The following is a 24,234-nucleotide window of genomic DNA, read 5'->3' on the forward strand; positions in this document are numbered from 1 at the left end:
GTCGCAAACGTGAGGGCAGGCACGCGTGCGTGCTCGGTCCCGCCGTCGCCGAGGCGCTCGATGGTGCGGGAACTGCCGGGGGCATCGTGGACTTCGTCAGCCGACCACGGCGCCGCTGCCGTCGGGCGTGGCGCGTCGGCGCCGGCCCCGCGTCGCCTGATCGGACATCGAACCGCAGGGAGGTCATGACGCTCCGGACGGTCGATTCCACGGTCGTCCGGGCTCACCAGCCCGGCTCCGCCGGTACACCCACGGGGCCGAACACGTCCGACCCCGTACGGCGGGGACGGCCTTGAGGACCATGGTCCTCGTCCGCCTCATCGAGGTCCGGCCCCGCCCGCCGGAGCGGTGATCCGGCCTCACGGTCCGCACGGCGCGCCGGCTCACGTCGCACTGAGGCCCGTGCACGGACGCCCGCGGTCGGCCAGGACGCAAGGCGTCGGGTCCGCCCGACCGCGGCGGACCCGACGCCTTGACCGTCGCAGCCGTTACGGCCGACGCGGCCCCCACCGGCCCGCCGGCACCGCGGACATCACTTCACCACGACGTGGTCCCCGGACGACTTCGACGATCCGGTGGTGGTGTTGCCGTAGTACACCCACCGCCACGTCCCCGTCCTGGACGCCTTCACGGTCGTCCTGAGGTTGCCCGAGCCGTTCGCGTACACCTTCTTCACCGTGGTGTAGGAGGTGGTGCCGGCAGGCTTGAACTGCAGGGTCACCCGGCGGCCTCCGTAGGAGGCGTACTTCCTGGTCTCCCAGTTGGCCCGGGTGACCTTTCCGGTCACGGTGATGGTCTTGCCCTTGGACACCGGTTCGGGCGAGGCGTTGACGGTCAGGCGGGAGTCGCGCTTGACGTGGACCGTCAGACCCTTGGCGTCGACGTCACCACCGCCGGCCTTGAAGTACACCTCGGCCCCGACCTTCCAGGCCCCGGCCTCGCTGTTGTGCATGTCCCACACGCCCGGGTCGAAGTACATCGTCTCGTTGAAGTCGCAGACGCCCGAGCGCACCTTGACGCAGTCGCTCGTCTCGATGGCGTGCCACAGCCGGTCACCCGAGCCCTTGCGGTACAGGAACACCGCCGGCCACTTCCACTTGTGAGTGGTCGCCATCCGGAAGGAGGCGGGCGCCGCGACCTCCCCCGACACCCCGATCACGATCGGCTTGCCACCGTTCACCTGGACACGGCTGAACGAGACCCCACCCTCGGCCGCCCCGGCCGGCACCGCGGCCACGGCCGTGAACGCCGCCGCCGCACCACCGGCCACGACGACTCTCCAGACCTGCTTCCCCACCTGGTCCCCAATCTGTACGGAAAGGCACCGGAGGCTCATCCCTCCAGCGCCTTACAGACAGCCGGCATCCACACGGGGTTGTACACCCGCGGATCACGATGGGGCATCAGGCGAACCCCGCCTTCCGCGAGGCGGAGAGGTCGGTGCGGCGGTGCGGCGGGGCGGCGGTGCGGCGGGGCGGCGGGCGAAGCATCGACCCCCTGGGCAGGATCCTCGAATGGAGCAGCCTGTACTCGGCGAGCTCTCGGGCAACGCCGCCAAGGGCGTTTGAGAGCTCGCCGGGCGGACCGCCGCCCGCGTGCGGGAGGCCGACTGAGGAGGGCCACGGCGGGCGGCCGGCCCGCCCGGAAGCAGGGGCTGCCGAAGCACTCTCCCCACCACACGCACCGGGGGCCGCACCCCCAGCGCGGGGTGCGGCCCCAGGCCGCTTGCTCGTACCCCGTGTGATCGCAGTCGGCGCCCCGCGATGCCGGTCCTGCTGCCCCAGGGCTGTCCGGTGAATGCTCTTCGAGCGGCTTCGGTCGTGGCAGCCGGGGAAAGCTCGAGGCCGTTGTCGCTCCACCCGCTCAGCCGGCCGAGGTGTTCTGTGCCGCCGCGCGTGCTTCGGCGAGGGCTCGCTGCCTGAGGGTGCCGCCGAACAACTGCATCGTGGTGGCGGCCAGGACGTCGTCCCCGCCGATGGTCCGCCCGTCCCCCCTGCGGGTGGACAGGGCCAGGAGGGGATCCTTGAGGAGCGGGGGTGGGGCCGGTTCGCCCGGCATCGCCAGGGTGACCGTACCGAAACGTTTGACTCCGCCCTCGCGGACGACCATGGCCGCGTCCCGGGCGAGGTCCGTCAGGAACACGCTCGCGATTCCGTCCAGGTCGCGGACCATCGCCGGGACGGCCGTCACCCCCTGGCTCCGCAGCAGCTTCCTGACCCCGGCCTCGAACCTGTGGGCGCCGACCACAGCACTCGGTCTGCGCGACCCGCTGCGCTGACGAGAAGGCACGATGCCCCCCTCGGCGTCGTACAGGACACCGGTCAGGCCTCGAAACGTCGGGCTGTGGTCGTACCACCTGCTCCCCACCTCGAGCTCGACGTTCCGGTCGATCGCCGAGAGAAGGTCCCCGGGAGTCAGCTTCCTCCGGGCCTCCGCCGCCGCTCTCCTCGCGCCGTCGATGATCTCCGTCAGCACTGTCCGCGTCACCGACGCGGCGGCCCACGCGGCCGACCGGGAGACGTGCATCGGGGTCACGTCCCTGAACACCGCTCTGACGAGAGAAGGCTTGAACGGCGGGACATCCATGACCGAGGCGGTCTCAGGACCGCTGCGCTCAGGGCGTGCGGGCTGGGCGGGCATCGGAGGAAACGCTCCCTGCTGTCGGAGTTGTCAGAGGCCCACACTTCACCACGCAGACCCGCTCTCTTCCCCCATCCTCCGTCGAAGCGGCACCCGGTCAAGGGCCCGACGGGCACGTCCCGACGGCCGGGCCGATGATCAGCCACCTCCCGCACGCCCTCGTACCGCGGCGCCTGCATCCCCGTTTGGCTGCGCCCCGTTCTCCCGTACCTGGAGGATGTGGAGCCCCGGACGTCCCTTGCTCGAGGCCGCCCGCTCCCGCGGCGCGAAGCAGGAGCCGACCCCTCCGGCGGCGCTTTCGCCGTGGTCACGGAGCAGCCGTGAAGAACAGCACCGTGTCCCCCTCCCCGCGCGGGGGAGGGGGACACGGCGGGACGCGTACGGCTCAGGGGGCCACGGTGGAGGCGGGGGACCCGTCCCGGTCGGCGGTGGTCCCGGCGCCGGCGGGGGTCTCGCCCTCGTCGAGGGCGACGTCCTTCGTCTCCTTGCCGACGATCAGCGCGACCAGGGTCAGCAGCGCCATCGCGGAGAGGTAGACGCCGACCAGCCACGGCGAGCCGTCGCCGGCCTCCCACAGGGCCACCGCTATGAACGGGGCGACGGCCGCGCCGAGGATCGAGCTGACGTTGTACGAGATGCCCGAGCCGGTGTAGCGCACGCTCGTCGGGAACAGCTCCGGCAGGAGCGCGCCCATCGGGCCGAAGGTCATGCCCATCAGCGTGAACCCGAGCACCAGCCACAGCACCACGCCGAGCGTGCCCATGCCGATCAGCGGCACCCACACCAGCCCGAAGACCAGGATCGCGGAGGTGACCCAGATCAGGGTGGAGCGGCGGCCGTACTTGTCGGCGAGCGGACCGGAGACCAGGGTGAACGCGGCGAAGAACAGCACCCCGAAGATCATCATCAGGACGAAGGTGGTGTAGCTGTACCCCAGGCCCGGCACGGCGGCGTCCTCGGCGGTACGGCCGTAGCTCAGCGAGAACGTGGTCATCAGGTAGAAGAGCACGTACGTCGCCAGCATGAAGAAGGTACCGAGGACCAGCTGCTTCCCGTGGCTGCGGAAGACGGTGGCCAGCGGCAGCTTCCGCACCAGCCCCGCCTCACGGGTCCGGGAGAAGACCGGCGCCTCGACCAGGCGCATCCGTACCCACAGGCCGATCGCGACCATCACCGCGGAGAACAGGAACGGGATGCGCCAGCCCCAGGTCAGGAAGGCCTCGGAGGGCTGCGAGGGGTCGGCACCGGCGCTGGACGGCAGGAGGGCGCCGATGACCAGGAAGAGGCCGTTGCCGATGATGAAGCCGAGCGGGGCGCCCAGTTGCGGGAAGGTGCCGTAGAGGGCGCGCTTGTTCCTCGGGGCGTTCTCCGTGGCGATCAGGGCGGCGCCGCTCCACTCGCCGCCGAGCGCGAAGCCCTGGGCGAGCCGCATCACCACCAGCAGCGCGGTGGCGATCCAGCCGGCCTGCTCGTAGGTGGGCAGTATGCCGATGAGGAAGGTGGCGATGCCCATGGTGAGGAGCGAGGCCACCAGCGTGCCCTTGCGGCCGAGCCGGTCGCCGAGGTGCCCGAAGACGACCGCGCCGATCGGGCGGGCGACCATCGCGGCACCGAACACCGCGAACGACGACAGCAGCGCCGTGGTCGGGTCGCTGTCCGGGAAGAAGAGCGAGGGGAAGACCAGGACCGCGGCGGTCGCGTAGATGTAGAAGTCGTAGAACTCGATCGTCGTGCCGATGAGGCTCGCGACGAGGACCCGGGAGCGGGAGTTGGCGGGTGCCTGGGCTGTGCTGGTGGCTGGTGCGGGCATGTCACGGTCTTTCCACGGAGAACGGTTGCCCAAGGCTCTCAGGCATCTCACTTATCAGGAATGACGTTTCAGGATGTGAGACATCCTGGTCGTCGGCGCCCGTGGAGAATACGTGGCTCCGCCCCCTCCTCCCTCCCTCCCTGCACTCACCGGGCAGGCGCCGCCCGTCCCCGGGCCGCGCATCCATGACCAGTGAGGGGAGACCGGCCGTGCGTCGTCGCGCCGCTGCTGTCGCTCTCCGTTCCCCGTTCCCCGTCCCCCGTCCCGTCGGGGGCCGGCCGGAGCGTGACACCGCCGAGCACTTCGCCTGGCACTTCGCCGCGTACGCCTCCGTCGTCGCCGAACGCCTCGGCGGCCGCGTTGCCCCGCTGGGCGACCCTCGACGAGCCCCTGTGCCCGGCCTGGACCGGTCGCCTCGAGGGCCCGGTCGGCCGAGCCCGGTGCTCGCGACACCAGGGATCGCATCCCCTGGTTGCCCCTTCCGCGGACAGGAACACTCGACGGCGAAGCCACCTGCCCCGGGTGGACATCAGGCGACGTCACAAGGAGTTCCTCATGAAGCGGCGGACGGCTCTGCTCCTCGGTGCCGCCCTGGCGGTGGCCCCGGCCGCCCGGGCCCACGCGCATCCCGGCCACCCGACATCCCCCGGAGGGGCGCCCACGGCACCGCAAGGGCCCTACCGCGGGGGATGGCGGCGGTGCGCACCGATCGCCGGCGGTCCCCGGCAGGAGCACAGCGTCGCCGCCGTCGGCGACGACGTGTACGTCATCGGCGGCATCCTCCCCGGGGACGGCCCGTCAGGCGGCGTCACCACCACCGGACGGGTGGAGGTCTACGACACCCGGCGCGACACCTGGTCGGACGCGGCCCCGCTCCCCGTCGCGATGAACCACCCCAACGTGGCGGCGGTCGGAGGCAGGATCTACGTTCTCGGCGGGCTGTCCGGCGGGGCCGAATGGCAGGCCCTCCGCGACTGCTTCGTCTACTCTCCGCGTGCCGACCGCTGGCGGCGGCTTCCGCCCCTGCCCGCGGATGTGGCACGGGGCAGCGCCGCGATCGGGGTGCACGGGACGACGGTCCTTCTGGCCGGCGGCATGCGCGTCCTCGTGCCGGGCGCGGGCGGCCTCCAGGACACCGTGGACACCGTGTCGGCGTACGACGTGGTCACGCGGCGCTGGGAGACCCTGCCGAGCCTGCCGCAGGCCCGGGACCACGTGGGCGGCGCCGTCGTCGGAGGCACCTTCTACGTGCTCGGGGGCCGGGACCGGGGGCAGGTGAACGTGCGGGACACCGTCTACGCACTGCACCTGTGCACCCGCCGCTGGACCGAGCGGGCGCCGATGCCCACCGCCCGCGGCGGCATCGCCGCCGCGGCCGTGGGGACGAGGATCCACACCTTCGGGGGCGAGGGCCGGCACGACGGCACCGACCCGAACACGGTCTTCGACGAGACCGAGGCGTACGACACCGTCCGCGACCGCTGGCAACGCCTGGCCCCCATGCCGGTACCGCGCCACGGCACGGCCGCCGTCGCCGTACGCGGCACCGTCCACATCCCCGGTGGCGGTGTCCGGGGCGGCGCCGCCCCGGTGGACGTCAACGACGCCTACCGTCCCGCCCACCGGTGAGCCTTCGTCGACACCCCGGAGAGAGCCGCCCGCGGTGCTCGACGACACTCTCGTCGAGCACCACGGGCTGCCCCCCCCCCCCCCCCCCCCCGCCCGGGGGCCCCCCCCCCCCCCCGCCCCCCCCCCCGCGGCCCCCCGGCCGCTCCTGCACGGTCACTGCTGTCACGACCCCGGACCCCTCCGGGGCGCGGACATCTCCGGGGCCCTTCCCGCTCCATGCCACCTGCACGATTGTCAGTGACGCCAGGTAATCTCGGACGCGTCGTCAACGCGGCCCGACGGGCTTCCGCTCCACCCCGGTGGAGTCTCGAAGGACATGCCCCCACCCGCACGAGTCTTTCGTGCTGCCTGGGGGAAGTCCTTGCTGTTCCGCGCGTCCGCGAAAACGGTCGCCGTCATGGCGCTCGACGGTTCGCTGTTCCTGCACCTCACCGACCAGTTCGTCCACATGCACGGTTACCGGCCCGGCACCTCGGAGACCCGTTCCTGGGAACGCAGCCTCCCCGTCCTGGCCGCCGCGCTCAACGACGCGGGTCTGGGCGACGTGGAGATGATGCTGGAGTACGCGCTCCCGCTGAACAGCAAGCGCGCCGACGCCGTGCTCGCCGGGGTTCATCCGGCCACGGGCGCGCCGTCGTACGTCGTCGTCGAGCTGAAGCAGTGGAGCCAGGCGGAGCCGGACGAGGACGATCCGGCACTGTGCCGGATCGACGCCTACGCGCATCCGGTCCTCAACCCGATCGAGCAGGTACGCCGCTACTGCGAGTACCTCGTCAACTTCAACGGAGCGGTCGCCGAGCACCCGGATCGCGTCAGCGGCGTGGCGTTCCTGCACAACGCGACCGAGTTCGGTGTGAGCGGACTGCGAGCGGTCGAACTCGACGAACACGGGCGGTTGTTCACGGGCGAGCAGCGCGGCGAGTTCATCGACCACCTCCGTGCCCGGCTCAGCGGCCGGCACCCGGGCGCCCGGGCCGCCGACGAGCTTCAGGCGGGCAGGACGGTGCCGTCCAAGCAACTCATGTCGGTGGCGGCCCAGGAGGTCCGTGAGCGCGAGCAGTTCGTCCTCCTGGACGAGCAACAGGTCGCGTACCGCATGGTGCTCAACGCCGTACGCAGGGCGAAGCAGTCCGATCACAAGGAAGTCGTGGTCGTCACCGGCGGCCCCGGCACCGGCAAGAGCGTCATCGCGCTCTCCCTGCTCGGCGAGCTGTACCGCCAGGGGGTTCCCGCCCTGCACGCCACCGGCTCCCAGTCCTTCACCAAGACGATGCGCAAGGTCGCGGGCACCCGCAAGCGCGAGGTGCAGGAGCTCTTCAAGTACTTCAACAGCTTCATGACGACCGGGAAGAACACCCTGGACGTCCTGATCTGCGACGAGGCCCACCGCATCCGCGAGACGTCCGCCAACCGTTACACCCCGGCCGCCAACCGAACCGGCAGACGGCAGATGGAGGAACTCATCGATGTCGCCCGCGTCCCCGTCTTCCTCCTCGACGAGCATCAGGTGGTGCGCCCGGGGGAGAGGGGAACGGTGCGGGAGATAAGGGCGGCCGCGGCGGCCAAGGGCCTGGAGTGCCGTGTGGTGCCGCTGGAGAGCCAGTTCCGCTGCGGTGGCAGTGACGCCTATCTGCGCTGGGTGGTGCGGCTCCTGGGTCTGGAGCCCGGCGGCGCGGTCGTCTGGGAGCCCGACGACCGCATGCGACTGCTCGTCGCCGAGAGCCCTCAGGCGATGGAGGCCTTCCTGGAAGCCCGCCGGAGCGAGGGCTACGGCGCTCGCATGTCCGCGGGCTACTGCTGGCCCTGGTCCCCGGAACCGAAGCCCGGTGACCCGCTTCCGGCCGACGTCGTCATCGGTGACTGGTCCCGCCCCTGGAACCTGCGGGGCGAGCGCTCCGTCTCCGGTGCGCCTCCGTCCGCCCTGTGGGCCACCGACCCGGCAGGGTTCGGCCAGGTCGGCTGTGTCTACACCGCCCAGGGCTTCGAGTACGACTGGTCCGGCGTCATCATCGGCCCCGACCTGCTCTGGCGCGGCGACCGCTGGGTCACGGACCATACGGCCTCCAAGGACCCGGTGTTCAAGAAGTCCACCCCGGACGACGACGTCGACCGCCTGATCCGCAACACCTACAAGGTGCTGCTGACCCGGGGGATGGTCGGCACGGTCGTGTACTCGACGGATCCGGAGACGCGGGAGAAGCTGCGGGAGTTGGCGGGCGGCCGGCTGGAGCGGCGGGCTTCCACGGTGTGACGGGGGGCAGGTCCTCGCCACGGAGCACGCGATCCGGCCATGATGGCCGCGCTTCGCGTCGATCACCGCGTCGCCGCCGTCCGTGGGGCGGCTGGTCTCCCTAAGATCCCGAGTACTGATTGCGGCCCGACGGGCTTCCTCACGCGAGGACATGCCCCCACCCGCACGAGTCACTCGTGCTCTGGGGGACCCACCTCGTGTCCATGCTCCTGTTGAGGCTGGCAGCGCAGGATCTGCTGACCCTGAACTCAAGGCGCCGTATGGTGCCGCACCTGGCCGCCAGATGGCGGCACTTCCGAGGCGCCGACGCCTCGCTGTCGGAACGTTCCGCGTGGGCCGAGAGCCTCGTGCACCTCGCGCGGGACCTGGTCGCCGCCGGGCGCGGGAACGTGGAGATGATCGTCGAGTGCGCCGCCACCCTCGACGAGGCCGACCGCCCCGGCGACCCCAGGCTCATCGACGTCGTCCTCGTGGGCCATCATCCGGAAGAGAGGGGACTGTCCGTCCAGTTGGTCGAGCTGAAGCGCTGGTCGACGGTCACCCGGGTGGAACGGGCCACCGCGGAACTGGTCCACGTACCGGGAATGGGCAGGAAGAAGCACCCCGCCCTGCAGTTGCGCGAGTACTACGAGGCGTTCACGGGCGGCAGGGGACCGCTGCACGGACTGGACTTCGAATGCGGCGGGTTCGCCTACCTGCACAACGCCACCGACGCCTCCGTCCGGCCCCTGGTCGACGTGGACGCTCCGACCGGCGCCTACGCCCGCGTCTACACGAACGACCGGCGCGATCAGTTGATCTCCGACCTCCGTAAGCACTTCGCCGAGGAAGGCGGCGCGTCCGCGGCCGAGTTACTGCTGCAGAGCATGGGCTTACGCAACACACCCCTGCTCGACGCCATGATCCGCTCCCGCGGAGAGGACACGGTCTTCACCCTGCGCGGCCGGCAGAAGAAGGTCGCCGACCAGATCCTGGACACCGCGGCCAAAGTCCTCCCGGATCCGCGGCGCCCCGCCCTCGTGCCGGACGAGCGGCGCGTGGTCTTCCTGGTCACCGGCGGCGCCGGTACCGGGAAGAGTGCCATCGGCCTCCAGATCAAGGCGGAGCTGGAGGCAGGCGGCCACACGGTCAAGTACGCCAGCGGCAGCAGAGCCTTCAACGGCGCGATCCAGGAGCACGTCGGGTACGGGGACCGGGAGTTCAAGGAGACCTTCACCTACTTCAGCAACTTCGTCACCCCACCGGATCCGCCGCTGGACGTGCTGATCTGCGACGAGGCGCACCGCCTGCGGGACCGCTCGACCAACCGCTTCTGGAAGCCCGAGCAGCAGGGGACCAAGCCCCAGGTCGACGAGCTGCTCGACGCGTCCCGTCTGACCGTGTTCTTCCTCGACGAGGGCCAGTGCGTGCGGCCGAACGAGGTCGGCACCTCCGCACCGAAGCGCTGGCCGGGGCGTCCGCCCGTCTCGTCGCGGGGTACTGCTGGCCCTGGACGAAGCCGATCGGCAAGGAGAGGCGGCTGGAGGCCGACGTGCGGATCGGCGACTGGCACAGACCGTGGAACGCGGACAGCGACGCGGTCTGCGAGAACGGGGCGCCGCCGTCCAAGATCTGGTCCGTGCACGAGAAAGGGCTTGATCAGATCGGTTGTGTGTACACGGCTCAGGGTCTCGAGTGGGACTGGTGCGGTGTGATCCTGGGTGAGGACATGGTGCGCCGGGACGGCCGGTGGGTGTTCCGCCGGGGCAAGGAGCGCAAGGACCCGGAGTCCGGCGTCAAACGCGTCGCCGTACCCGGCTCGTTCGACCCCAAGGTGAGGGCGGGCAGCGTCGACGAGCAGGAGTTCGCCCGGCTGGTCCGCCACGCCTACCACGTGCTGATGACCCGGGCGAGCCGGGCGACGGTGCTCTACTCCACGGACGGGGAGACCCGGAGCTACCTGAAGGACAGGGCCGGCGGGCTCCAGGTGCACGGGCTGCGCCCCACCTGGGAGAACCTGCCGGAGGAAGCACGTGTGCCGCACCTGCCCCGGCCGCGCCGAGGGCGGCCCTCCCGCAGGAAGCGCCAGAGCACGGGCCCGCACTCGCCCGACCTGTTTCTGTTCTGACGCGGCGCGGACTGCTCGCATGAGGAGTGGCGGGCTCTCCGGGCCCGCCACAGGCCTGCGTCAGAAGAGCAGGCGCGCTGCCGCGGCCAGGGCCGCCACCACGAGCTGGGTGGCGACACCGGCGGCGACGTCGACCAGGATCTCGCGAAGCCGGTGACGACGTGCGGGCTTGTACTCAACGGGGTTCATGGATGTCCACTCCTTGGCGTGAGCTGGGAATGGCGGGACCGCCCTTCCGGGCATCCGCAGTCACGCCGCGTGCGACACGCAGCGGAAACCACTCGTCAGTCACAGCCGGGAACCGGCATCCGAACACCGCAGACGTACCCTCCGGGAAGGTGCGCAGCGGTGAACAACATTAGTACAGTGCCAAGTTGTGGCTGTTCATTTTTGGTTGCCGACGACCATGCGGTCACCGGTCCTGGGGTAGTTGATGTATCGCCTGCTCGCGGCTCTCTGATGCGGCATCGACGCACTGTTTCCTTCGCCGTGGACCCTGCGTGTGCCTAGCTGCCGCTTCACCGTCGCGGCGGGGGAGTGCGGGCGGAGGTGGACCGGGTGTGGGTGGAGCGGAAGCGGTGAGTGCATGAGCGTGCATCCGGGTTGCGTCCTGAGAAGTGGTGTAGGGGTTGCCACCTGATCCGGGCATTTGGACCGGCGTCGGGGCGAGTGTCAGGATATGAGAACGGCCACCGGCTGATCTTTCAAGACGACCAAGTCTTTGAAGGAGATCAGCACGATGACCACACCCGATAGTCTGCCCCTGCACGCCCTCACGGAAGACAATCTCGCATCGGCGAGTCCGGATCTGCTGCGCGCGATGATCAAGACATTCGCCGACACGCTCATGTCGGCGGAGGCCGACGCCCTCTGCAACGCCGAATACGGGCAGGCCAGCGACGAGAGAGTCGACCACCGCAACGGCTATCGCCCGCGCGAGTGGCACACCCGCGCCGGGACCGTCGAGCTCGCCGTTCCCAAGCTGAGGCGGGGTACTGAACTTGATTGGGTGATGTCGGAGCCGTTCACCTGACGGCGGCCGGTCCGCTCCGGTAGCCCTGGACCGTGAGATACGTACAGGGCGGCGGGTTGACCGACGCCGGGAGGGCCGCGAGGGAGCGGGTGCGGCTGCAGGCCGTGGAACGCTTCGAGAGCGGGCAGAAGAACAGGGAGATCGCTGCCGTGCTGCGGGTCAGCGAGCGGTCTGTGGAGCGGTGGCGCCGCCAGTGGAGCGAGCGCGGTGAAGCGGGGGTCCTGTCGAAGGGATCGCCGGGGCGGCCGAGACTCAGCGACGCGCAGATCGCAAGGCTGGAACGGGAGCTGGAACGCGGGCCACTGGTCCACGGCTGGACCGACCAGCGGTGGACGCTTGCCCGGATCAAGACGTTGATCGACCGTCTGTTCCGCGTGAGTTACACGGTGGAGGGGACGTGGCTGTTGCTGAAGCGGCACGGCTGGCCCTGGCAGCAGCCCGCCCGGCGGGCGATCGAGCGCGACGACGCGGCGGTCGAGGTGTGGAAGAAGGAGACCTGGCCGCGGGTAAGAGCACCGCGGCGGCGTGTGACGGCTGGATCCTCTTCGAGGACGAAGCCGGACAGTCGATGACGCCGCCGCGCGCGAGAAGCTGGGGAAGCAAGGGCGCAACGCCTGTGGTCCGGGTCCGTGGCCGGGGCTCGGGCCGGGTGTCCATGGCCGAGCTGGCCTGCTACAAGCCGGGGAAACGGTCGAGGATGTTCTGCTCGGTCCGCGAGTACCGGGGCCGCAAGGGCGAGCCGAAGGGCATCGGCTGGCGCGACCTGCGCGACCTGCTGGTCAGAGCACACATCCAGCTCGGTGGCCCGATCGTGCTCGTGTGGGACAACCTGCGCATGCACCTGGTCGAACCGATGCGCCAGTTCATCGCCGACCACGCGGACTGGCTCACCGTCTTCCAACTTCTGAGATACACGCCGGACTTGAACCCGCAGGAGGGCATCTGGTCGCTGGTCAAGCGCGACATCGGAAACCTCGCCGCAGCTGACCTCGGCCAGATCGCCCGGGCCGTCAAGCGCAAGCTCAAGATGGTGCAGTACCGACCGGACGTCATCAGCGGCTGCCTCGCCGGCACCGGCCTGGCCCTGGACGCCTGAACGCAATGGCTGGCCGATCGGCGATTGGCCGGCACGGTCAAGTCAAAAGTTGCTGGTCAGATACGGTGACCGAATGACCGAGAGCCTGCCTGCCGACGTAGCCGACGTGCTCGCGGCAGTCCTGACCACGGAAAATCCGGTTCATGTCGCGCTCCGAAGGCAGGTTCCGCACCTCAGCGTGCGAGGGCGCTGCACATGCGGATGCGGAACCGCCTATTTCGAACTCGACACCAGCAAGGCGGAGCCCGCACCCACCGGCCCCAGCACTGTCGTGGCGGCCGAAGCGCAGCTCGTCACCGAGGCTGGCGAGTGCCCCGGTGAGGTCCTGGTCTTCACGCAAGGCGGCTACCTGTCGTGGCTGGAAGTCTGTTCCTGGAGCGACGACGTCGAGGTGACCCTGGCTGCCGCGCGTCGCTGGCTGCAGACACTCTCTTGATCTCGAACGGCCAGAGTTCAGCGATCTCTGCGACACCACCGACATCACGAGTTCAAGGTCAGTAGCTACTTCCCGCACTGGCTCCTCGAACGACGCCGCCAGGCCGAACAGGCCCTGATCTCGGTGGTCGCCACCGCCTACCTCCTCGAGGGCTCCACCCGCAGAGTGGAGAAGCTCGCCGAGTCCCTCGGTCTCACCCAGCTGTCGAAGTCCCAGGGCAGCGCGATGGCCAAACACCTGGACGAGCAGGTCACAGCCTTCCGCAACCGGCCCCTGGACGCCGGCCCGTACTCGTTCGTCCGGGTCGACGCCCTACGCAGAAGGTCTGCGAAGACGGCCGCATCATCAACGTGCACGCGCTGATCGCAGTCGGCCTCAACGTCGACGGCCACCGTGAGATCCTCCGCATCGACGTCGCCACCGCCGGACACTCGAAGGAGGAGGTCCTACAGAGCGCGAGGTCGATCTCCTGGACGAGGAACGGTGGACGGGTCGGTGGGCCCGCCTGAAAAGCTAAAGCATATAAGCCGATCAAAGGTTACGATCATCGTGTGGGCATACCTGATCTCGCTCAAGGCGCGGTGGAGTCCGTGCCGAATGCCGAACCGGAAGTGCGCGTACTGGTCTGTCCGGCGTACGGCAGAAAGGAGTCGCGCAGGCACTGGCACGACACCCTTGAGAAGGAAGTCCTCTTCACCGAGGAGACGTTGACCGGACGTCTGGAGCCCCGGCAGCTCGAGCAACTCGTCCGCCTCCACCCCGCAGGTGCGGCCCGCTTCTGGGGCGCCACCGCGACGCACGACAAGGCAATGGCGAAAGTCCGCACGGGTGATGTGGCGTTGTTCACCGGCAAGAAGAAGCTACTGGCGGTCGGTGAGGTCGGCGCCGTCTTCGCCAACAGCGGATTCGCCGACGCCCTCTGGCCCCCCGCACCGGGAGGAAAGAGCTGGCGCACGGTGTATAGCCTGCGCGACTTCGTCCCAGCCGATCTGCCGTACGAGGTCCTGGCCGAGCTGATCGGGTACTCCAGGACCTACGGCTTCCCCGGCCAACTGGTGCTGGAGGGCGGCCGGGCCCAGGCCGTCGTCAAAAGGCTGGGCATCACCACCAGGACGGTTCTGGAACAGTTGGGCGTCGAGGAACCGCCCGTCCCTGATCCGGCCGCAGTGACCCAACGAGTCGAGCTGGAACGGCAGCACACCACGACCGTCAGCTTCGAACGCGCGACGGCGACGACTCTCTATCGGCGTGAGGAGCAGCCACTGGTCATTGAGTTCTGCGCCACGCTCACCATCCCCACCGGGCGCTTCCGCTCTCCCGCGGGCCTATGTGACATCTACCTGGAGGGGCCCGACGGCGTCGAGGTGATCGAGGCGAAGAGTCGCACTGGGCACGCGTACGTGCGCGAAGCCCTCTCCCAACTGCTGGACTACGCTCCGCACAGCCCACTTCCCGCGGACCGGCTCGCCGTCCTCGTCCCCGGTCCGCTCGACGAGCGGGAGCTGTCCCTGCTCCACCGGTACGGCGTTGACTGCATCTACCGGACCTCTCCGGGAGCCTTCCGCCGGACCCCGGCCCCGGAGCACGCACGCCGCCGGATGCGGGAACTATGGACGGCGGGCTGACGCGGCGGCGGCACGGGACCAGCCGCCGCTGAGCGGCCGTACCCCCGCCCGGACGGAACGGGACCGATGCTTTGATCCGGTATTACGAGGGCTCCGGGCTGCCGTGTCACGATTCGGCGTCACGTGCAAGCGAAAGTCGTCCGAGGCCGGCGGCGCGAGCACGGCCCCGGGGCCACGATACGCGGACCGGAGCCCTACCGACTGGACCGACCAGCCCGATCCGCGCGGCCTGCCCGACTTCCTCGCCCAGTAGATCGATGCCTCCTTCGCCCGCTCCTTGGGCGCCTGGACCGAGGCAGGCACCCAGCCCGGCTCCATGCTCACCGTCGAGACCATCCCCGACCGTGTGGTCGGCCCGGCCGTGCGACACGGGGAGGAACGCCGGGTGCTGCTGCTCGTGCTCGACAACATGAGCGCAGCCATCGCGAACGGACTCAGGGAGTAACTGCGCCATCCCTGGGCCGAGTTCGACCCGCTGCCCGAGGGCAGCACTCCGCACCGCCGGGCGATGGCCGCCGCCCTGCCCACGGTGACGGCCCTCTCCCGCACCTCGCTCTTCGCGGGCACGCTGATAAAAGACACCCAGGCCGGCGAGAAGCGGCTCTTCCCCGTGCTGAAGCTGTGGGGGCGGGGCCCGGGCCACCTTGTTCCACAAGGACGACCTGCGCACCGAGACCGCGGGCGACACCTTCGGCCCTGCGCTCACGGAGACGTTCGTAGATGGCAGGACCCATGTCGCCGTCGTCCTCAACGCCATCGACGACCGGCTCGCCAAGAAGCAGAAGCTCGGCGACGGCGCCTGGCGGATCGACGACGTGCCAGGGCTGCGCGACCTGCTGCGGGTGGCGGCCACCCAGGGCATGGCACTCATCCTTACCAGCGACCACGGCCACGTCGTCGACCGGCGCGGCACGAAGAGGGCGACCCCGCCCGCCACCGTCTGCCCGGCAGCGGCCCACTCGCCGAACGGGAGATCGCCCTGTCCGGGCCGCGCGTGCTCTGGCTCGAACCCGGCGCGTCCATCGCCGCCCTGTGGGACGCCGACTCCTGCTACACCGCTCTCAATGCCGGCTACCACGGAGGTGCCCCCCTCGCCGAGGTCACCATCCCGGTGCTGGCCTTCCTGCCGTTCGGCGCGGAGCCGCCCAAGGGATGGCGGGAGCTGGGCGACCAGCGCCCGGTCTGGTGTGCTCCGGAGGACACCAGGAAGGCACCGCTGCCGGACGAGCACGCGGCTCGGCCGGTGACCGGAACGCCTCCCGCTCCCAAGAAGCCGACGGGCAAGGCCAAGAAGGACCAAGCGGAAGTCGCCCGGATGCACGAGGCGCTCTTCGACGTGGCGCTGACGGCCGGAGGAGACGACGCCCTGCTCATCCCGACCGTCGTCTCCCGGACCGAGACGCTGGTGACGGCACTGCTCGACTCGGAAACGCACCAGGCGCAGCTCGACGGCCTGGCTCGCAAGCCGCAGCAGGTCCACAAGGAGCTCGCCGCCCTGCTGGACGCGGGCGGCACCCTGCCCGTGACCGCGCTCGCCCAGCGCGCCGGCATGCCCGTCACCCGGGGCGACGGCTTTGCCGCCGTTCTGCGGCAACTCCTCAACTACGACGGCGTACAGGTCTTGGAGACCCTGCCGGACGGCCGCACGCTGTGGCTCCATGAGGCTTTGCTGCGCGAGCAGTTCGCTCTCGGAGCGGGCTGAGAACACGACTCGGGGCGCCTCCGGAACTTGTCTCGGAGACCCCCGGAGCGTGGTCCGTCGTCAGGCGGTGATCTCACCCGCGTAGGAGGTGAACGCGGCCCATTGCTCCCGTGGGAAGGCCAGCATGGCTCCCGCCTGCGCCTTCGAATCCCGGACATGGACGGTGCCGGGCGCGATGGCGATCTCTACGCAGTCACCGCCACCTGATCCGCTGTAGCTGCTCCTGCGCCAACTGAGTTCGGCTCCACCGTTGCCGGCGTTCAGATCAACGATCATGCTGCGGCCGCTCCTGCCAGTCTCCCAAGCAAACGTGCAGACTCTCCCGGGCTCAGTGCCTGCGAGCGCAGCTTGCCATACCGCAAGCTGAAGACGCTGACTTGGACGGGATCGGTCACCACGGACCCCACTTCCTGCGACTCGACGTAACCAACCTGACGGTGCTCCGCCGTCTCGAGCACGACGAAACCGCCATTGAGACCCGGATGAAAACCGTAGACCGCTGGCATGATCTGGAGGCTCACGTTGCGCAGTTCCGCCAGCGCTGCCAGCCGACGGAGCTGCTCCCGCATCACCTCGCCCCCTCCGACGGGGTTGGTGAGCGCCGTTTCCCCGATCACGAACGACAGCTCGACGATGGGGGAGCGCGTCAGAAGTTGCTGGCGGTTCAGCCGAGCCTCCGTGTGGGATTCGATCACCTCGTCTTCCAGCGCCGGACAGTGCGCTGAGAACAGAGCCCGGGCGTATGACTCGGTCTGCAGGAGCCCAGGAACCAGAAGCGGATCGAACGAGAAACGGCTCACCGCCTCGACTTCGATTGAGGCGAAGTCCTGGAAGAAGCTCGGCAACTTGGCACGGTCCACGTCCTCCTGGAGCACCCGCAACGCCCCACCCGCCCCCAACACCCGCTCCGCCGCCTCAGTGAAGGCGAACTTGGCCGGGCGCCGGCCCTGTTCGACCGAGGCGACCTGCTCCAGCGAGTAGTCGATGGCTTCCGCGAGGCCCTGCTGGGTGAGTCCCGCCCGTTCGCGGAAGAGGCGGACCAGCTTGCCGTAGGCGCTCCACACCGCGGGATGTTCCTTGCCTGGTGCACGTCGGCCCGTCGTCCGGCACTCGCGTTCGCCCGCCTTGCCCATCGCGCCCCCTGACCGCCGCAGTGTCCCGTACCGTCCCCAACGACCCGACCGCTGTCGGGTCCCGGCACCGGACCCGTACGGATGCCGTACCGACTCGTACAACGGCTGTACCGTGCCACTGGGTACGGTCGTCCGACCTGGCCCGGACCGCCTGCGTGACGAGACGGTCACTATATGGAGTCGATCGATGCAGTGACCGAGACGCCCGCGCAAGTCCCACAGTTCACCGTCCGCCTCAGCGCCACCGGACGCGGGGCGCGCCTCGCCCGCCGTCTCGCCGTGCAGCAGCTCGCGGCCTGGGAAGTCCCGTACGACAGCGAGGTGTCCCACACCGTCGCCGTCGTCACGGCGGAGCTGGCGGCCAACGCCGTCGCCCACGGCCGGCTGCCCGGCCGGGGCTTCAGGCTTTCCCTGCTGCGGCTCCACGGGCACGTCCGGGTCGAGGTGACCGATGTGCGGCCCGAACACCTGCCGCCGACGGCCCCCGCCGCCGAGGCCCGTTCACTGGACGCGGACTCGGGACGGGGGCTGCTCCTGGTGTCGGCGTACGCCGAACGCTGGGGTTGCGAGGTGCGGGACACCTGCACGAAGACGGTGTGGGCCGAGATCGCGTGCCCGCAGTGAGGAGCAACCCCGCGCCGCTACTTCACGGCGCGAACTCCCGCAGCACCCTCGCGAGGGTCGTCAGCTCGTCGGCCGTCTCCGGCGAAAGCGGCTTCTCGCCGAAGTGGGCGATCCGGTCGATCGGCAGCAGGGTGCCGTCCAGGACCACGAACGCCTTCGTCCGCACGGTCCTCATCGCTTCGGCCAGGGGCGGGGTGAGAGCGGTCAGGACGTCGAAGGCCTCGCGTATGTAGTGGTAGGCCGTCGCGACACCCATGCGGAACCCGGCCGTGAGCTGGGCGTACGTGTCACCGCACCTCAAGTGGGCCAGGGCGAGCAGGGCATGGCGGCCCGCTGGCAACCGTCGCCACCGTGTTCCGAATTCGCTCTGCCGGGCGCGTAGTTGTTCAGTCAGATAGCGCAGGGTGTGGCTGGACAGATCGATCGACGACGGGTAAACAAGCACGCGAAGCTCCTGGCGGACACGGGTGATCTTGGTCGTGAACCCGTCTACCAGGAGCTTCTTCGCGTGGTACAGCAGTCCGCCTTGACGAGGCCGCCGTCAGATTGGAAAGGGCTCACTGCGGTCCAAGTGCTCCATCACCATCTGGTGCGCCCGCCACCCGTCCGACCTCGCGCGGCTCGTCGAGGAGGACCCCTCGCTGGTGGCGCGGACCGACCGGGAGACCGGTCAGACGGTGCTGTCCGGCATGGGTGAACTGCATCTGGAGGTCGCGGTGGATAAGATCCGGCGTGAGTACGGGCTCGGCGTCCACGTCGCACGTCCCCGGGTCAGTTACCGGGAGACCGTCGGGCACGGGGTGTCCAGGTTCGTGTACCGGCACGTCAAACAGGACGGCGGGGCGGGGCATTTCGCCCATGTCGTGCTCGACGCCGAGCCGCTGGACGCCCCGGACTCCACCAGGTCCAGGTCCAGGTCCGGACCCGGGTCCGGGTTCGGGTTCCGCTCGGTCGTCGTCGGCGGGCGCGTGCCGCAGGAGTACGTCCGTGCGGTCGAGGCCGGCTGCCGGGGCGCCCTGGCCGAGGGGCTGTTGGGCGGTCATCCGGTGACCGGTCTGCGCGTCACGCTCACCGACGGGGCGACCCATGTGAAGGACTCGTCGGAGACGGCGTTCCGCACCGCGGGCCGGTTCGGCCTGCGGTGCGCCGCGGGCCTGCGCGATGGTGCTGCTGGAACCGGTGGTCGAGGGCACCGCCACCGTGCCCGAGGACGCGGTGGGCGGGGTGCTCGGAGGTCTGGCTGCCCGCCGCGGAAGGGGGACCGGTTCGGACACCCGGACGGGCGGCAGGGCCGTCACCGCGACGGTCACCGCCACCGTGCCGCTGGCCGAACTGTTCGGCCACGCCACCCGGTTGCGCAGCCGCACCCAGGGCCGGGGCACCTTCACCACCCGCCCCACCGGCTACGCCCCGGCGACGGCGGCGGAGCCGTCGCCCGCTTCCGCGCGGTAGCCGGCCCGTGCGAACGGCAGGTCCTCCCGGTCACGTACCCCGGAAGGACCCGCCACCGGCGACACACCGGTGCCCGCCCCGGCCGCCGGCGCCGGTCGGGACAGATTGCGGACGCCGGAGTCCGGGGTCAGGGCTCCGGGATCAGAGATCAGGGGTAGGAGACCACCTTCGACGGCACGGTGTTCGTGCCCGACGTCGGCGCGCCGGTGTCGTTGATGACGCACTCGTACTGCCCGTTGCCGCTGAGCGACACGACCAGCAGGTGGTGGAAGCGGACACCCGGGCGGTTCGGGGCGGCGAAGCCGTGGTGCTGCACGATCGTCGGGTTGACGTTGTAGTAGCAGTAACTGCCCATGCCCCAGCCCTCGTGGGTGATGACATGGTCGCCGACCTTGTACGCGGCGTAGCCCTTGATCGAGCCGTTCTGGATGGCGGCCTGGTCGGGGGCGTCGTACGCCTTCTCGTTCTGGAAGAAGACCGTGCGCCCGCGTTCGCCGTTCCACTGCACGTCGTACTTGTTGAAGTGTTCCACGAACAGGCCGGTCGCCAGGACGTCGTGGCCGTTGACGACGACACCGTAGTCGCAGCGGTTGGTCTCCCAGCCGACGCCCTCGCCGTGGTCGGCGCGCCAGACCCAGGTGTGGTCGACGATGGTGTGCCGGGCGTTGACCACCATGCTGGTGGTCGCCTTGCCGGGGCCCGCGCCGCCGATCCGGATGAACACGTCCTGGACGGTGATCGGGTCGGCGGCGTGGTTGCGGGAGGCGCCTCTGGGGCCGATCTCCACCAGGGTGCGGGAGTTGACCGGTCCGGCGTCGACGAGGAAGCCGGCCAGCCGCACGCCGTCGACGTCGGCGACCCGGAGGGCGGTGGCGCCGTTGTCGGGGATCAGGGTGGCGTAGCCGAGACCGAGGACGACCGTGCCCGGGCGGTTGACCCGGACCGGCTGGTCGACGTGGTAGATGCCCGGTGTCAGCAGCAGGTTGAGGCCCTGGGCGAGTGCCTGGTTGAGGGTGGCGGCGGAGTCGCCGGGCTTCGCCACGTAGAAGCGGTCCAGGGGCAGGGAGGTGCCGCGCGGAGTGCCGTGGCCCCAGGTGACACCGCGTGCGTCGCGGCGCAGCGCGGGCAGGAACACGCGGTAGTCGGCGCCGTCCAGGTACAGGAACGGCTTCTCGCGGGAGAGCGGCGTCCGGTCGAGCGTGGTGTACGGCGGCTCCGGGAAGCTCTGTGCGGGGGCGCCCTCGACGCCCGAGAACACCATGTTCCACACGGCGTTGGTCCACCCGCCGACCGAGCTGTCCCGGGTGTACCACTGCTGCTGCGAGTACGGACCGACCTCGCCGTCGATCCGGCTGTCGGCGATGTAGCCGCCGCTGGCCCAGCCGTAGCCGGCCGGCGCCAGGTTGAGGCCGCCGCGGATGTGCATCCGGCGGAACGGGGCTGCCTGGGCGACCGCCCAGCGGTTGGTGCCGTTGACCGGGACGAGGGCCAGGTTCTCCGCCGAGCGCCAGAAGTTCTGCGTGGCGTTGCCGTCGAACCAGCCGGCGTCGACCGTCACGTCGCCGTGGATGGTGGTGTCGTCGGGGGAGAGGCCGAGGCCCGAGACCGAGGTGTAGAAGCCCAGTTGGGCGTTGAGCCCGTGGTAGGTGCCCGGCTTGAAGAAGAACTGGTAGCGCCCCGGGCCGAACTGGTCCGACTCCTGCCGGGCGAACACCTCGTCCAGCTTTGCCTGGATGCCCGGCGTCGACGGGTCGAAGACGATCACGTTCGGGCCGAGATCGCCGCCGGCCCGCAGTCGGCGCCGCCTCCCGCGCTTCGTCTCGGCGGCAGGGACGGCCTGCGCGGAGGGGGCGGCCGGTGCGGCGGAGGCCGTGGTGGTGGTCAGTGCGGCCAGTACGGGTGCGGCGGCTGCGGCTCCGAGGACGGCCCGGCGGCGGAGGTCGGTCCGGGGGCGGAGGGCGGTCCGGGGGTCGTCGGCGGGGGGCTGGGCGGAGGGGGAGTCGGAGGTCATGGGGGCTCTCCTGGTTCAGGAAGTGAACGGTGTGGGGGAGGTGGGAGCGCTCTCTCGCCGCTGATGGTTCATCCGTGGAACAGACGAGTCAAGGGGTGCGGCGAGAGTTGGGCGACTCCGTCCAAACCCTTGACGGCGTTCCTTCCGAGGGTTTAACTCACGTCCTAAATTAAGCCATGAGTGGCCTCCCCTCCGTCCTCCCCGCATGCCCCCCCGCACCCTCCCTTCGCATCCCCGCATCCCCGCATCCCCGCATCCCCGCACACACCCGCGCCCCTCGCACCTCCCCTGACCCCTCGCCCCCTGCCCTCGCGGAAAGGCACATCAGGAGCCATGCGCAGCATCCGAGCCGCGGCCACCGGCGCCGTCATCCTGTCTCTCGTACTCACCGCCACGGCCTGCGGCGGCGGATCCACCACGGGCGGCGGATCCGACGACTCGCCCGGGAAACTCACCTACTGGGCCTCCAACCAGGGGGCCGGTGTCGAGATCGACAAGAAGGTGCTCCAGCCCGAACTGGACAAGTTCGAGAAGCGGACCGGCATCAAGGTCACCCTGGAGGTCGTGCCCTGGTCCGACCTGCTGAACCGGATCCTCACCGCCACCACGTCCGGTCAGGGACCGGACGTGCTCAACATCGGCAACACCTGGTCCGCCTCGCTCCAGGCGACCGGCGCGCTGCTGCCGTGGGACGCGAAGAACTTCGAGAAGATCGGCGGCAGGGACCGCTTCGTCGACTCCGCGCTGGGCTCCACCGGCGCCGAGGGCCAGGACCCGGCCGCGGTCCCGCTGTACTCGATGGCGTACGCCCTCTACTACAACAAGCAGATGCTCGCCGACGCCGGTGTCGACGAGCCCCCCGCCACCTGGGACGAACTGGTCGCCGCCGGCAAGAAGGTCTCCGGGGACGGCAAGTGGGGGATCGCCATGGAGGGTTCGAACCCCTCCGAGAACGTCCACCACGCCTTCGTCCTCGCCAAGCAGCACGGCGCCGACTTCTTCACCGCCGACGGCACGCCCGACTTCACCAACGACGGCGTGGTCACCGCGGTCAAGCAGTACGTCGACCTCATGGCCAAGGACAGGATCATCGCCCCGGGCAACGCCGAGTACGCCCAGAACCAGTCCGTCAGCGACTTCGCCAAGGGCAGGACGGCGATGCTGCTGTGGCAGTCCGCGTCCGCCAACCTCACGTCCCAGGGCATGAGCGAGGACGACTACGGCATCGCCCCCGTGCCCGTGCAGTCCGGCACCCCGGGCGCCGGCACACAGGTCAACTCGATGGTCGCCGGCATCAACCTCGCCGTCTTCAGGAACAGCGACAACATCGACGGCGCCACCGAGTTCGTGAAGTTCATGACCAGCGACGCCGAGCAGAGGATCCTCAACACGGCCTACAGCTCCATCCCGCCGGTCAAGGCCGCCCAGGACGACGCCGCCTTCGACTCCCCGGCCGACGCCGTCCTGAAGGACACCCTCGCCGAGAGCGCCGTACCCCTCCCGCAGGTCCCCGACGAGTCCCAGTTCGAGACCGCCGTCGGAACGGCGATCAAGGACCTGTTCGCCGAGGCCGCCGGCGGCCGCGAGGTGACCACCGGCTCGGTCGAGGCCGCCCTCACCAAGGCCCAGCAGCAGATGCCCGAGAAGTGAGTCCCGACACCGCCATGACCGCCACCGTCCCCGCAGCACAGGCCGCCGCGCGGAAGGGTTCCCCCGGTGCGGCGCGCGGCCCCCGCCGCCCCGGGCGGGTCCGCCGCATCGGACTGCCGTACCTGCTCCTCCTGCCCGCGCTGCTCCTCGAACTCCTGGTCCACCTGGTGCCGATGGTGATCGGCATCGTGATGAGCTTCAAGGAACTCACCCAGTTCTCCCTCCGCGACTGGGGCGCCGCCCCGTGGGCCGCCCTCGACAACTACAAGGTGTCGGTGGACTTCGACGCCCCCGTCGGCGCGGCCCTGCTCCACTCCTTCTTCGTCACCGTCGCCTTCACCGTGCTGTCGGTCGGCCTGTGCTGGCTCCTCGGCACCGCCGCCGCGATCTACCTGCAGGACACCTTCCGCGGACGCGGCCTGCTCCGCGCCCTGTTCCTGGTGCCGTACGCGCTGCCGGTCTACGCCGCCGTCATCACCTGGGTGTTCATGTTCCAGCACGACAACGGGCTGGTGAACCACGTCCTGCACGACCAGCTCGGCCTCACCGACAAGCCGTCCTTCTGGCTCATCGGCGACAACAGCTTCTTCGCGCTGCTGACCGTCTCCGTGTGGAAGGGCTGGCCGTTCGCCTTCCTCATCGTCATGGCCGGCCTGCAGAACATCCCCCGCGAGCTGTACGAGGCCGCCGCCCTCGACGGCGCCGGGATGATCCAGCAGGTCCGCCGCATCACCCTGCCGTCGCTGCGTCCGGTCAACCAGGTCCTGGTCCTGGTCCTGTTCCTGTGGACGTTCAACGACTTCAACACGCCGTTCGTCCTGTTCGGCAAGGCCGCCCCCGAGGCCGCGGACCTCGTCTCGGTCCACATCTACCAGGCGTCCTTCGTCACCTGGAACTTCGGCACCGGCTCCGCGATGTCCGTCCTGCTCCTGCTCTTCCTGCTCGTCGTGACGGGCGTGTACCTCGTCCTCACCTCGCGCCGACGGAGGCCGTCACATGGCTAGTCCACCGACGAAGACCCGGACCCGGGTGTCT

Annotated in this window: 17 protein-coding genes and 6 pseudogenes; 15 read left to right on the forward strand and 8 right to left on the reverse strand. The window is 70.0% G+C overall.

Annotated elements, in window-relative coordinates:
- Positions 1 to 532 precede the first annotated feature (532 nt).
- From ORI94_RS21715 to ORI94_RS21725, 3 genes are all read right to left on the reverse strand, one after another.
- Positions 533 to 1,297, reverse strand: a complete 765-nt coding sequence (locus ORI94_RS21715; protein WP_266078249.1) for a hypothetical protein — start codon at positions 1,295 to 1,297, stop codon at positions 533 to 535.
- Between the two features lie 566 nt (positions 1,298 to 1,863).
- The gene (locus tag ORI94_RS21720) at positions 1,864 to 2,640 is read right to left on the reverse strand and encodes a hypothetical protein (RefSeq protein ID WP_266078251.1); all 777 of its coding nucleotides are present in this window, start codon (positions 2,638 to 2,640) and stop codon (positions 1,864 to 1,866) included.
- Between the two features lie 385 nt (positions 2,641 to 3,025).
- Positions 3,026 to 4,450: an MFS transporter gene (locus ORI94_RS21725; protein ID WP_266078253.1), complete on the reverse strand. Its 1,425-nt coding sequence runs from the start codon at positions 4,448 to 4,450 to the stop codon at positions 3,026 to 3,028.
- Between the two features lie 555 nt (positions 4,451 to 5,005).
- On the opposite strand from ORI94_RS21725, the gene ORI94_RS21730 reads away from it, so the two are divergent.
- The 4 genes and pseudogenes from ORI94_RS21730 to ORI94_RS35355 all read left to right on the forward strand — a co-directional run bounded on the left by ORI94_RS21730 (position 5,006) and on the right by ORI94_RS35355 (position 10,437).
- A complete protein-coding gene (locus tag ORI94_RS21730) occupies positions 5,006 to 6,079 on the forward strand; it encodes a Kelch repeat-containing protein (RefSeq protein ID WP_266078255.1) in 1,074 nt (357 codons plus the stop codon).
- A 361-nt stretch (positions 6,080 to 6,440) separates the two neighbouring features.
- Entirely contained in the window at positions 6,441 to 8,330 is a 1,890-nt protein-coding gene (locus tag ORI94_RS21735; protein ID WP_266078257.1) for a DUF2075 domain-containing protein, read from the forward strand.
- Positions 8,331 to 9,229: 899 nt separating this feature from the next.
- Positions 9,230 to 9,696: pseudogene (locus ORI94_RS35350) on the forward strand (DNA/RNA helicase domain-containing protein); the annotation flags it as partial.
- A gap of 36 nt (positions 9,697 to 9,732) precedes the next feature.
- Positions 9,733 to 10,437, forward strand: coding sequence for a DNA/RNA helicase domain-containing protein (locus ORI94_RS35355; RefSeq protein WP_323056076.1), 705 nt, complete (start codon positions 9,733 to 9,735; stop codon positions 10,435 to 10,437).
- A gap of 60 nt (positions 10,438 to 10,497) precedes the next feature.
- Here the strand turns inward: ORI94_RS35355 and ORI94_RS21745 are convergent, their stop codons facing one another.
- Positions 10,498 to 10,626, reverse strand: coding sequence for a DUF6408 family protein (locus ORI94_RS21745; RefSeq protein ID WP_240503108.1), 129 nt, complete (start codon positions 10,624 to 10,626; stop codon positions 10,498 to 10,500).
- A gap of 550 nt (positions 10,627 to 11,176) precedes the next feature.
- Between ORI94_RS21745 and ORI94_RS21750 the strand changes: the two are divergent.
- The 7 genes and pseudogenes from ORI94_RS21750 to pglZ all read left to right on the forward strand — a co-directional run.
- Positions 11,177 to 11,434, forward strand: a pseudogene (locus ORI94_RS21750) (transposase); the annotation flags it as partial.
- 68 nt (positions 11,435 to 11,502) lie between these two features.
- Positions 11,503 to 12,042 (forward strand): winged helix-turn-helix domain-containing protein, encoded by a 540-nt coding sequence (locus ORI94_RS21755; RefSeq protein ID WP_266078263.1) that lies wholly within the window; start codon positions 11,503 to 11,505, stop codon positions 12,040 to 12,042.
- Entirely contained in the window at positions 12,039 to 12,566 is a 528-nt protein-coding gene (locus tag ORI94_RS21760) for a transposase (protein ID WP_266078475.1), read from the forward strand. The genes ORI94_RS21755 and ORI94_RS21760 overlap by 4 nt, the downstream gene beginning before the upstream one ends.
- A 73-nt stretch (positions 12,567 to 12,639) precedes the next feature.
- Complete coding sequence (locus ORI94_RS21765) at positions 12,640 to 13,002, forward strand: hypothetical protein (RefSeq protein WP_266078265.1); 363 nt, start codon at positions 12,640 to 12,642, stop codon at positions 13,000 to 13,002.
- Between the two features lie 60 nt (positions 13,003 to 13,062).
- Positions 13,063 to 13,427: pseudogene (locus ORI94_RS21770) on the forward strand (transposase); the annotation flags it as partial.
- A 126-nt stretch (positions 13,428 to 13,553) separates the two neighbouring features.
- Positions 13,554 to 14,627, forward strand: a complete 1,074-nt coding sequence (locus tag ORI94_RS21775; protein ID WP_266078267.1) for a hypothetical protein — start codon at positions 13,554 to 13,556, stop codon at positions 14,625 to 14,627.
- Positions 14,628 to 14,880: 253 nt separating this feature from the next.
- Positions 14,881 to 16,329, forward strand: a pseudogene (gene pglZ / locus ORI94_RS21780) (BREX-2 system phosphatase PglZ); the annotation flags it as partial.
- Between the two features lie 60 nt (positions 16,330 to 16,389).
- Here the strand turns inward: pglZ and ORI94_RS21785 are convergent.
- A complete protein-coding gene (locus ORI94_RS21785; RefSeq protein WP_266078269.1) occupies positions 16,390 to 16,605 on the reverse strand; it encodes a DUF397 domain-containing protein in 216 nt (71 codons plus the stop codon).
- On the reverse strand, positions 16,602 to 17,462 hold the full coding sequence (locus ORI94_RS21790; protein ID WP_266078271.1) for a helix-turn-helix domain-containing protein: 861 nt from the start codon (positions 17,460 to 17,462) through the stop codon (positions 16,602 to 16,604). Before ORI94_RS21790 ends, ORI94_RS21785 begins: the two co-directional genes overlap by 4 nt.
- Before the next feature lie 174 nt (positions 17,463 to 17,636).
- Here ORI94_RS21790 and ORI94_RS21795 point away from each other — a divergent pair, with 174 nt between their 5' ends.
- Positions 17,637 to 18,086: an ATP-binding protein gene (locus ORI94_RS21795; RefSeq protein ID WP_266078273.1), complete on the forward strand. Its 450-nt coding sequence runs from the start codon at positions 17,637 to 17,639 to the stop codon at positions 18,084 to 18,086.
- Positions 18,087 to 18,192: 106 nt separating this feature from the next.
- Here the strand turns inward: ORI94_RS21795 and ORI94_RS21800 are convergent.
- Positions 18,193 to 18,531: pseudogene (locus tag ORI94_RS21800) on the reverse strand (transposase family protein); the annotation flags it as partial.
- Between the two features lie 151 nt (positions 18,532 to 18,682).
- Between ORI94_RS21800 and fusA the strand changes: the two are divergent.
- Positions 18,683 to 19,538: pseudogene (gene fusA / locus ORI94_RS21805) on the forward strand (elongation factor G); the annotation flags it as partial.
- Positions 19,539 to 19,686: 148 nt separating this feature from the next.
- Here fusA and ORI94_RS21810 read toward each other — a convergent pair.
- Positions 19,687 to 21,549 (reverse strand): coagulation factor 5/8 type domain-containing protein, encoded by a 1,863-nt coding sequence (locus ORI94_RS21810; protein WP_266078275.1) that lies wholly within the window; start codon positions 21,547 to 21,549, stop codon positions 19,687 to 19,689.
- Between the two features lie 333 nt (positions 21,550 to 21,882).
- On the opposite strand from ORI94_RS21810, the gene ORI94_RS21815 reads away from it, so the two are divergent.
- Together ORI94_RS21815 and ORI94_RS21820 are read left to right on the forward strand one after the other, a co-directional pair.
- Positions 21,883 to 23,199: an ABC transporter substrate-binding protein gene (locus ORI94_RS21815; protein ID WP_266078276.1), complete on the forward strand. Its 1,317-nt coding sequence runs from the start codon at positions 21,883 to 21,885 to the stop codon at positions 23,197 to 23,199.
- A gap of 14 nt (positions 23,200 to 23,213) precedes the next feature.
- Positions 23,214 to 24,203, forward strand: a complete 990-nt coding sequence (locus ORI94_RS21820) for a carbohydrate ABC transporter permease (RefSeq protein ID WP_266078477.1) — start codon at positions 23,214 to 23,216, stop codon at positions 24,201 to 24,203.
- Positions 24,204 to 24,234: the final 31 nt, after the last annotated feature.

The organism is Streptomyces sp. NEAU-W12, assembly GCF_026242095.1.
Taxonomy (GTDB): Bacteria; Actinomycetota; Actinomycetes; order Streptomycetales; family Streptomycetaceae; genus Streptomyces.

Bases quoted from the DNA above. Each gene is read 5' to 3' on its own strand.
- ORI94_RS21720 (WP_266078251.1), bottom strand. From the start codon at position 2,640: ATGCCCGCCCAGCCCGCACGCCCTGAGCGCAGCGGTCCTGAGACCGCC.
- ORI94_RS21725 (WP_266078253.1), bottom strand. From the start codon at position 4,450: ATGCCCGCACCAGCCACCAGCACAGCCCAGGCACCCGCCAACTCCCGC.
- ORI94_RS21730 (WP_266078255.1), top strand. From the start codon at position 5,006: ATGAAGCGGCGGACGGCTCTGCTCCTCGGTGCCGCCCTGGCGGTGGCC.
- ORI94_RS21745 (WP_240503108.1), bottom strand. From the start codon at position 10,626: ATGAACCCCGTTGAGTACAAGCCCGCACGTCGTCACCGGCTTCGCGAG.
- ORI94_RS21760 (WP_266078475.1), top strand. From the start codon at position 12,039: ATGACGCCGCCGCGCGCGAGAAGCTGGGGAAGCAAGGGCGCAACGCCT.
- ORI94_RS21765 (WP_266078265.1), top strand. From the start codon at position 12,640: ATGACCGAGAGCCTGCCTGCCGACGTAGCCGACGTGCTCGCGGCAGTC.
- ORI94_RS21785 (WP_266078269.1), bottom strand. From the start codon at position 16,605: ATGATCGTTGATCTGAACGCCGGCAACGGTGGAGCCGAACTCAGTTGG.
- ORI94_RS21790 (WP_266078271.1), bottom strand. From the start codon at position 17,462: ATGGGCAAGGCGGGCGAACGCGAGTGCCGGACGACGGGCCGACGTGCA.
- ORI94_RS21795 (WP_266078273.1), top strand. From the start codon at position 17,637: ATGGAGTCGATCGATGCAGTGACCGAGACGCCCGCGCAAGTCCCACAG.
- ORI94_RS21810 (WP_266078275.1), bottom strand. From the start codon at position 21,549: ATGACCTCCGACTCCCCCTCCGCCCAGCCCCCCGCCGACGACCCCCGG.
- ORI94_RS21815 (WP_266078276.1), top strand. From the start codon at position 21,883: ATGCGCAGCATCCGAGCCGCGGCCACCGGCGCCGTCATCCTGTCTCTC.
- ORI94_RS21820 (WP_266078477.1), top strand. From the start codon at position 23,214: ATGACCGCCACCGTCCCCGCAGCACAGGCCGCCGCGCGGAAGGGTTCC.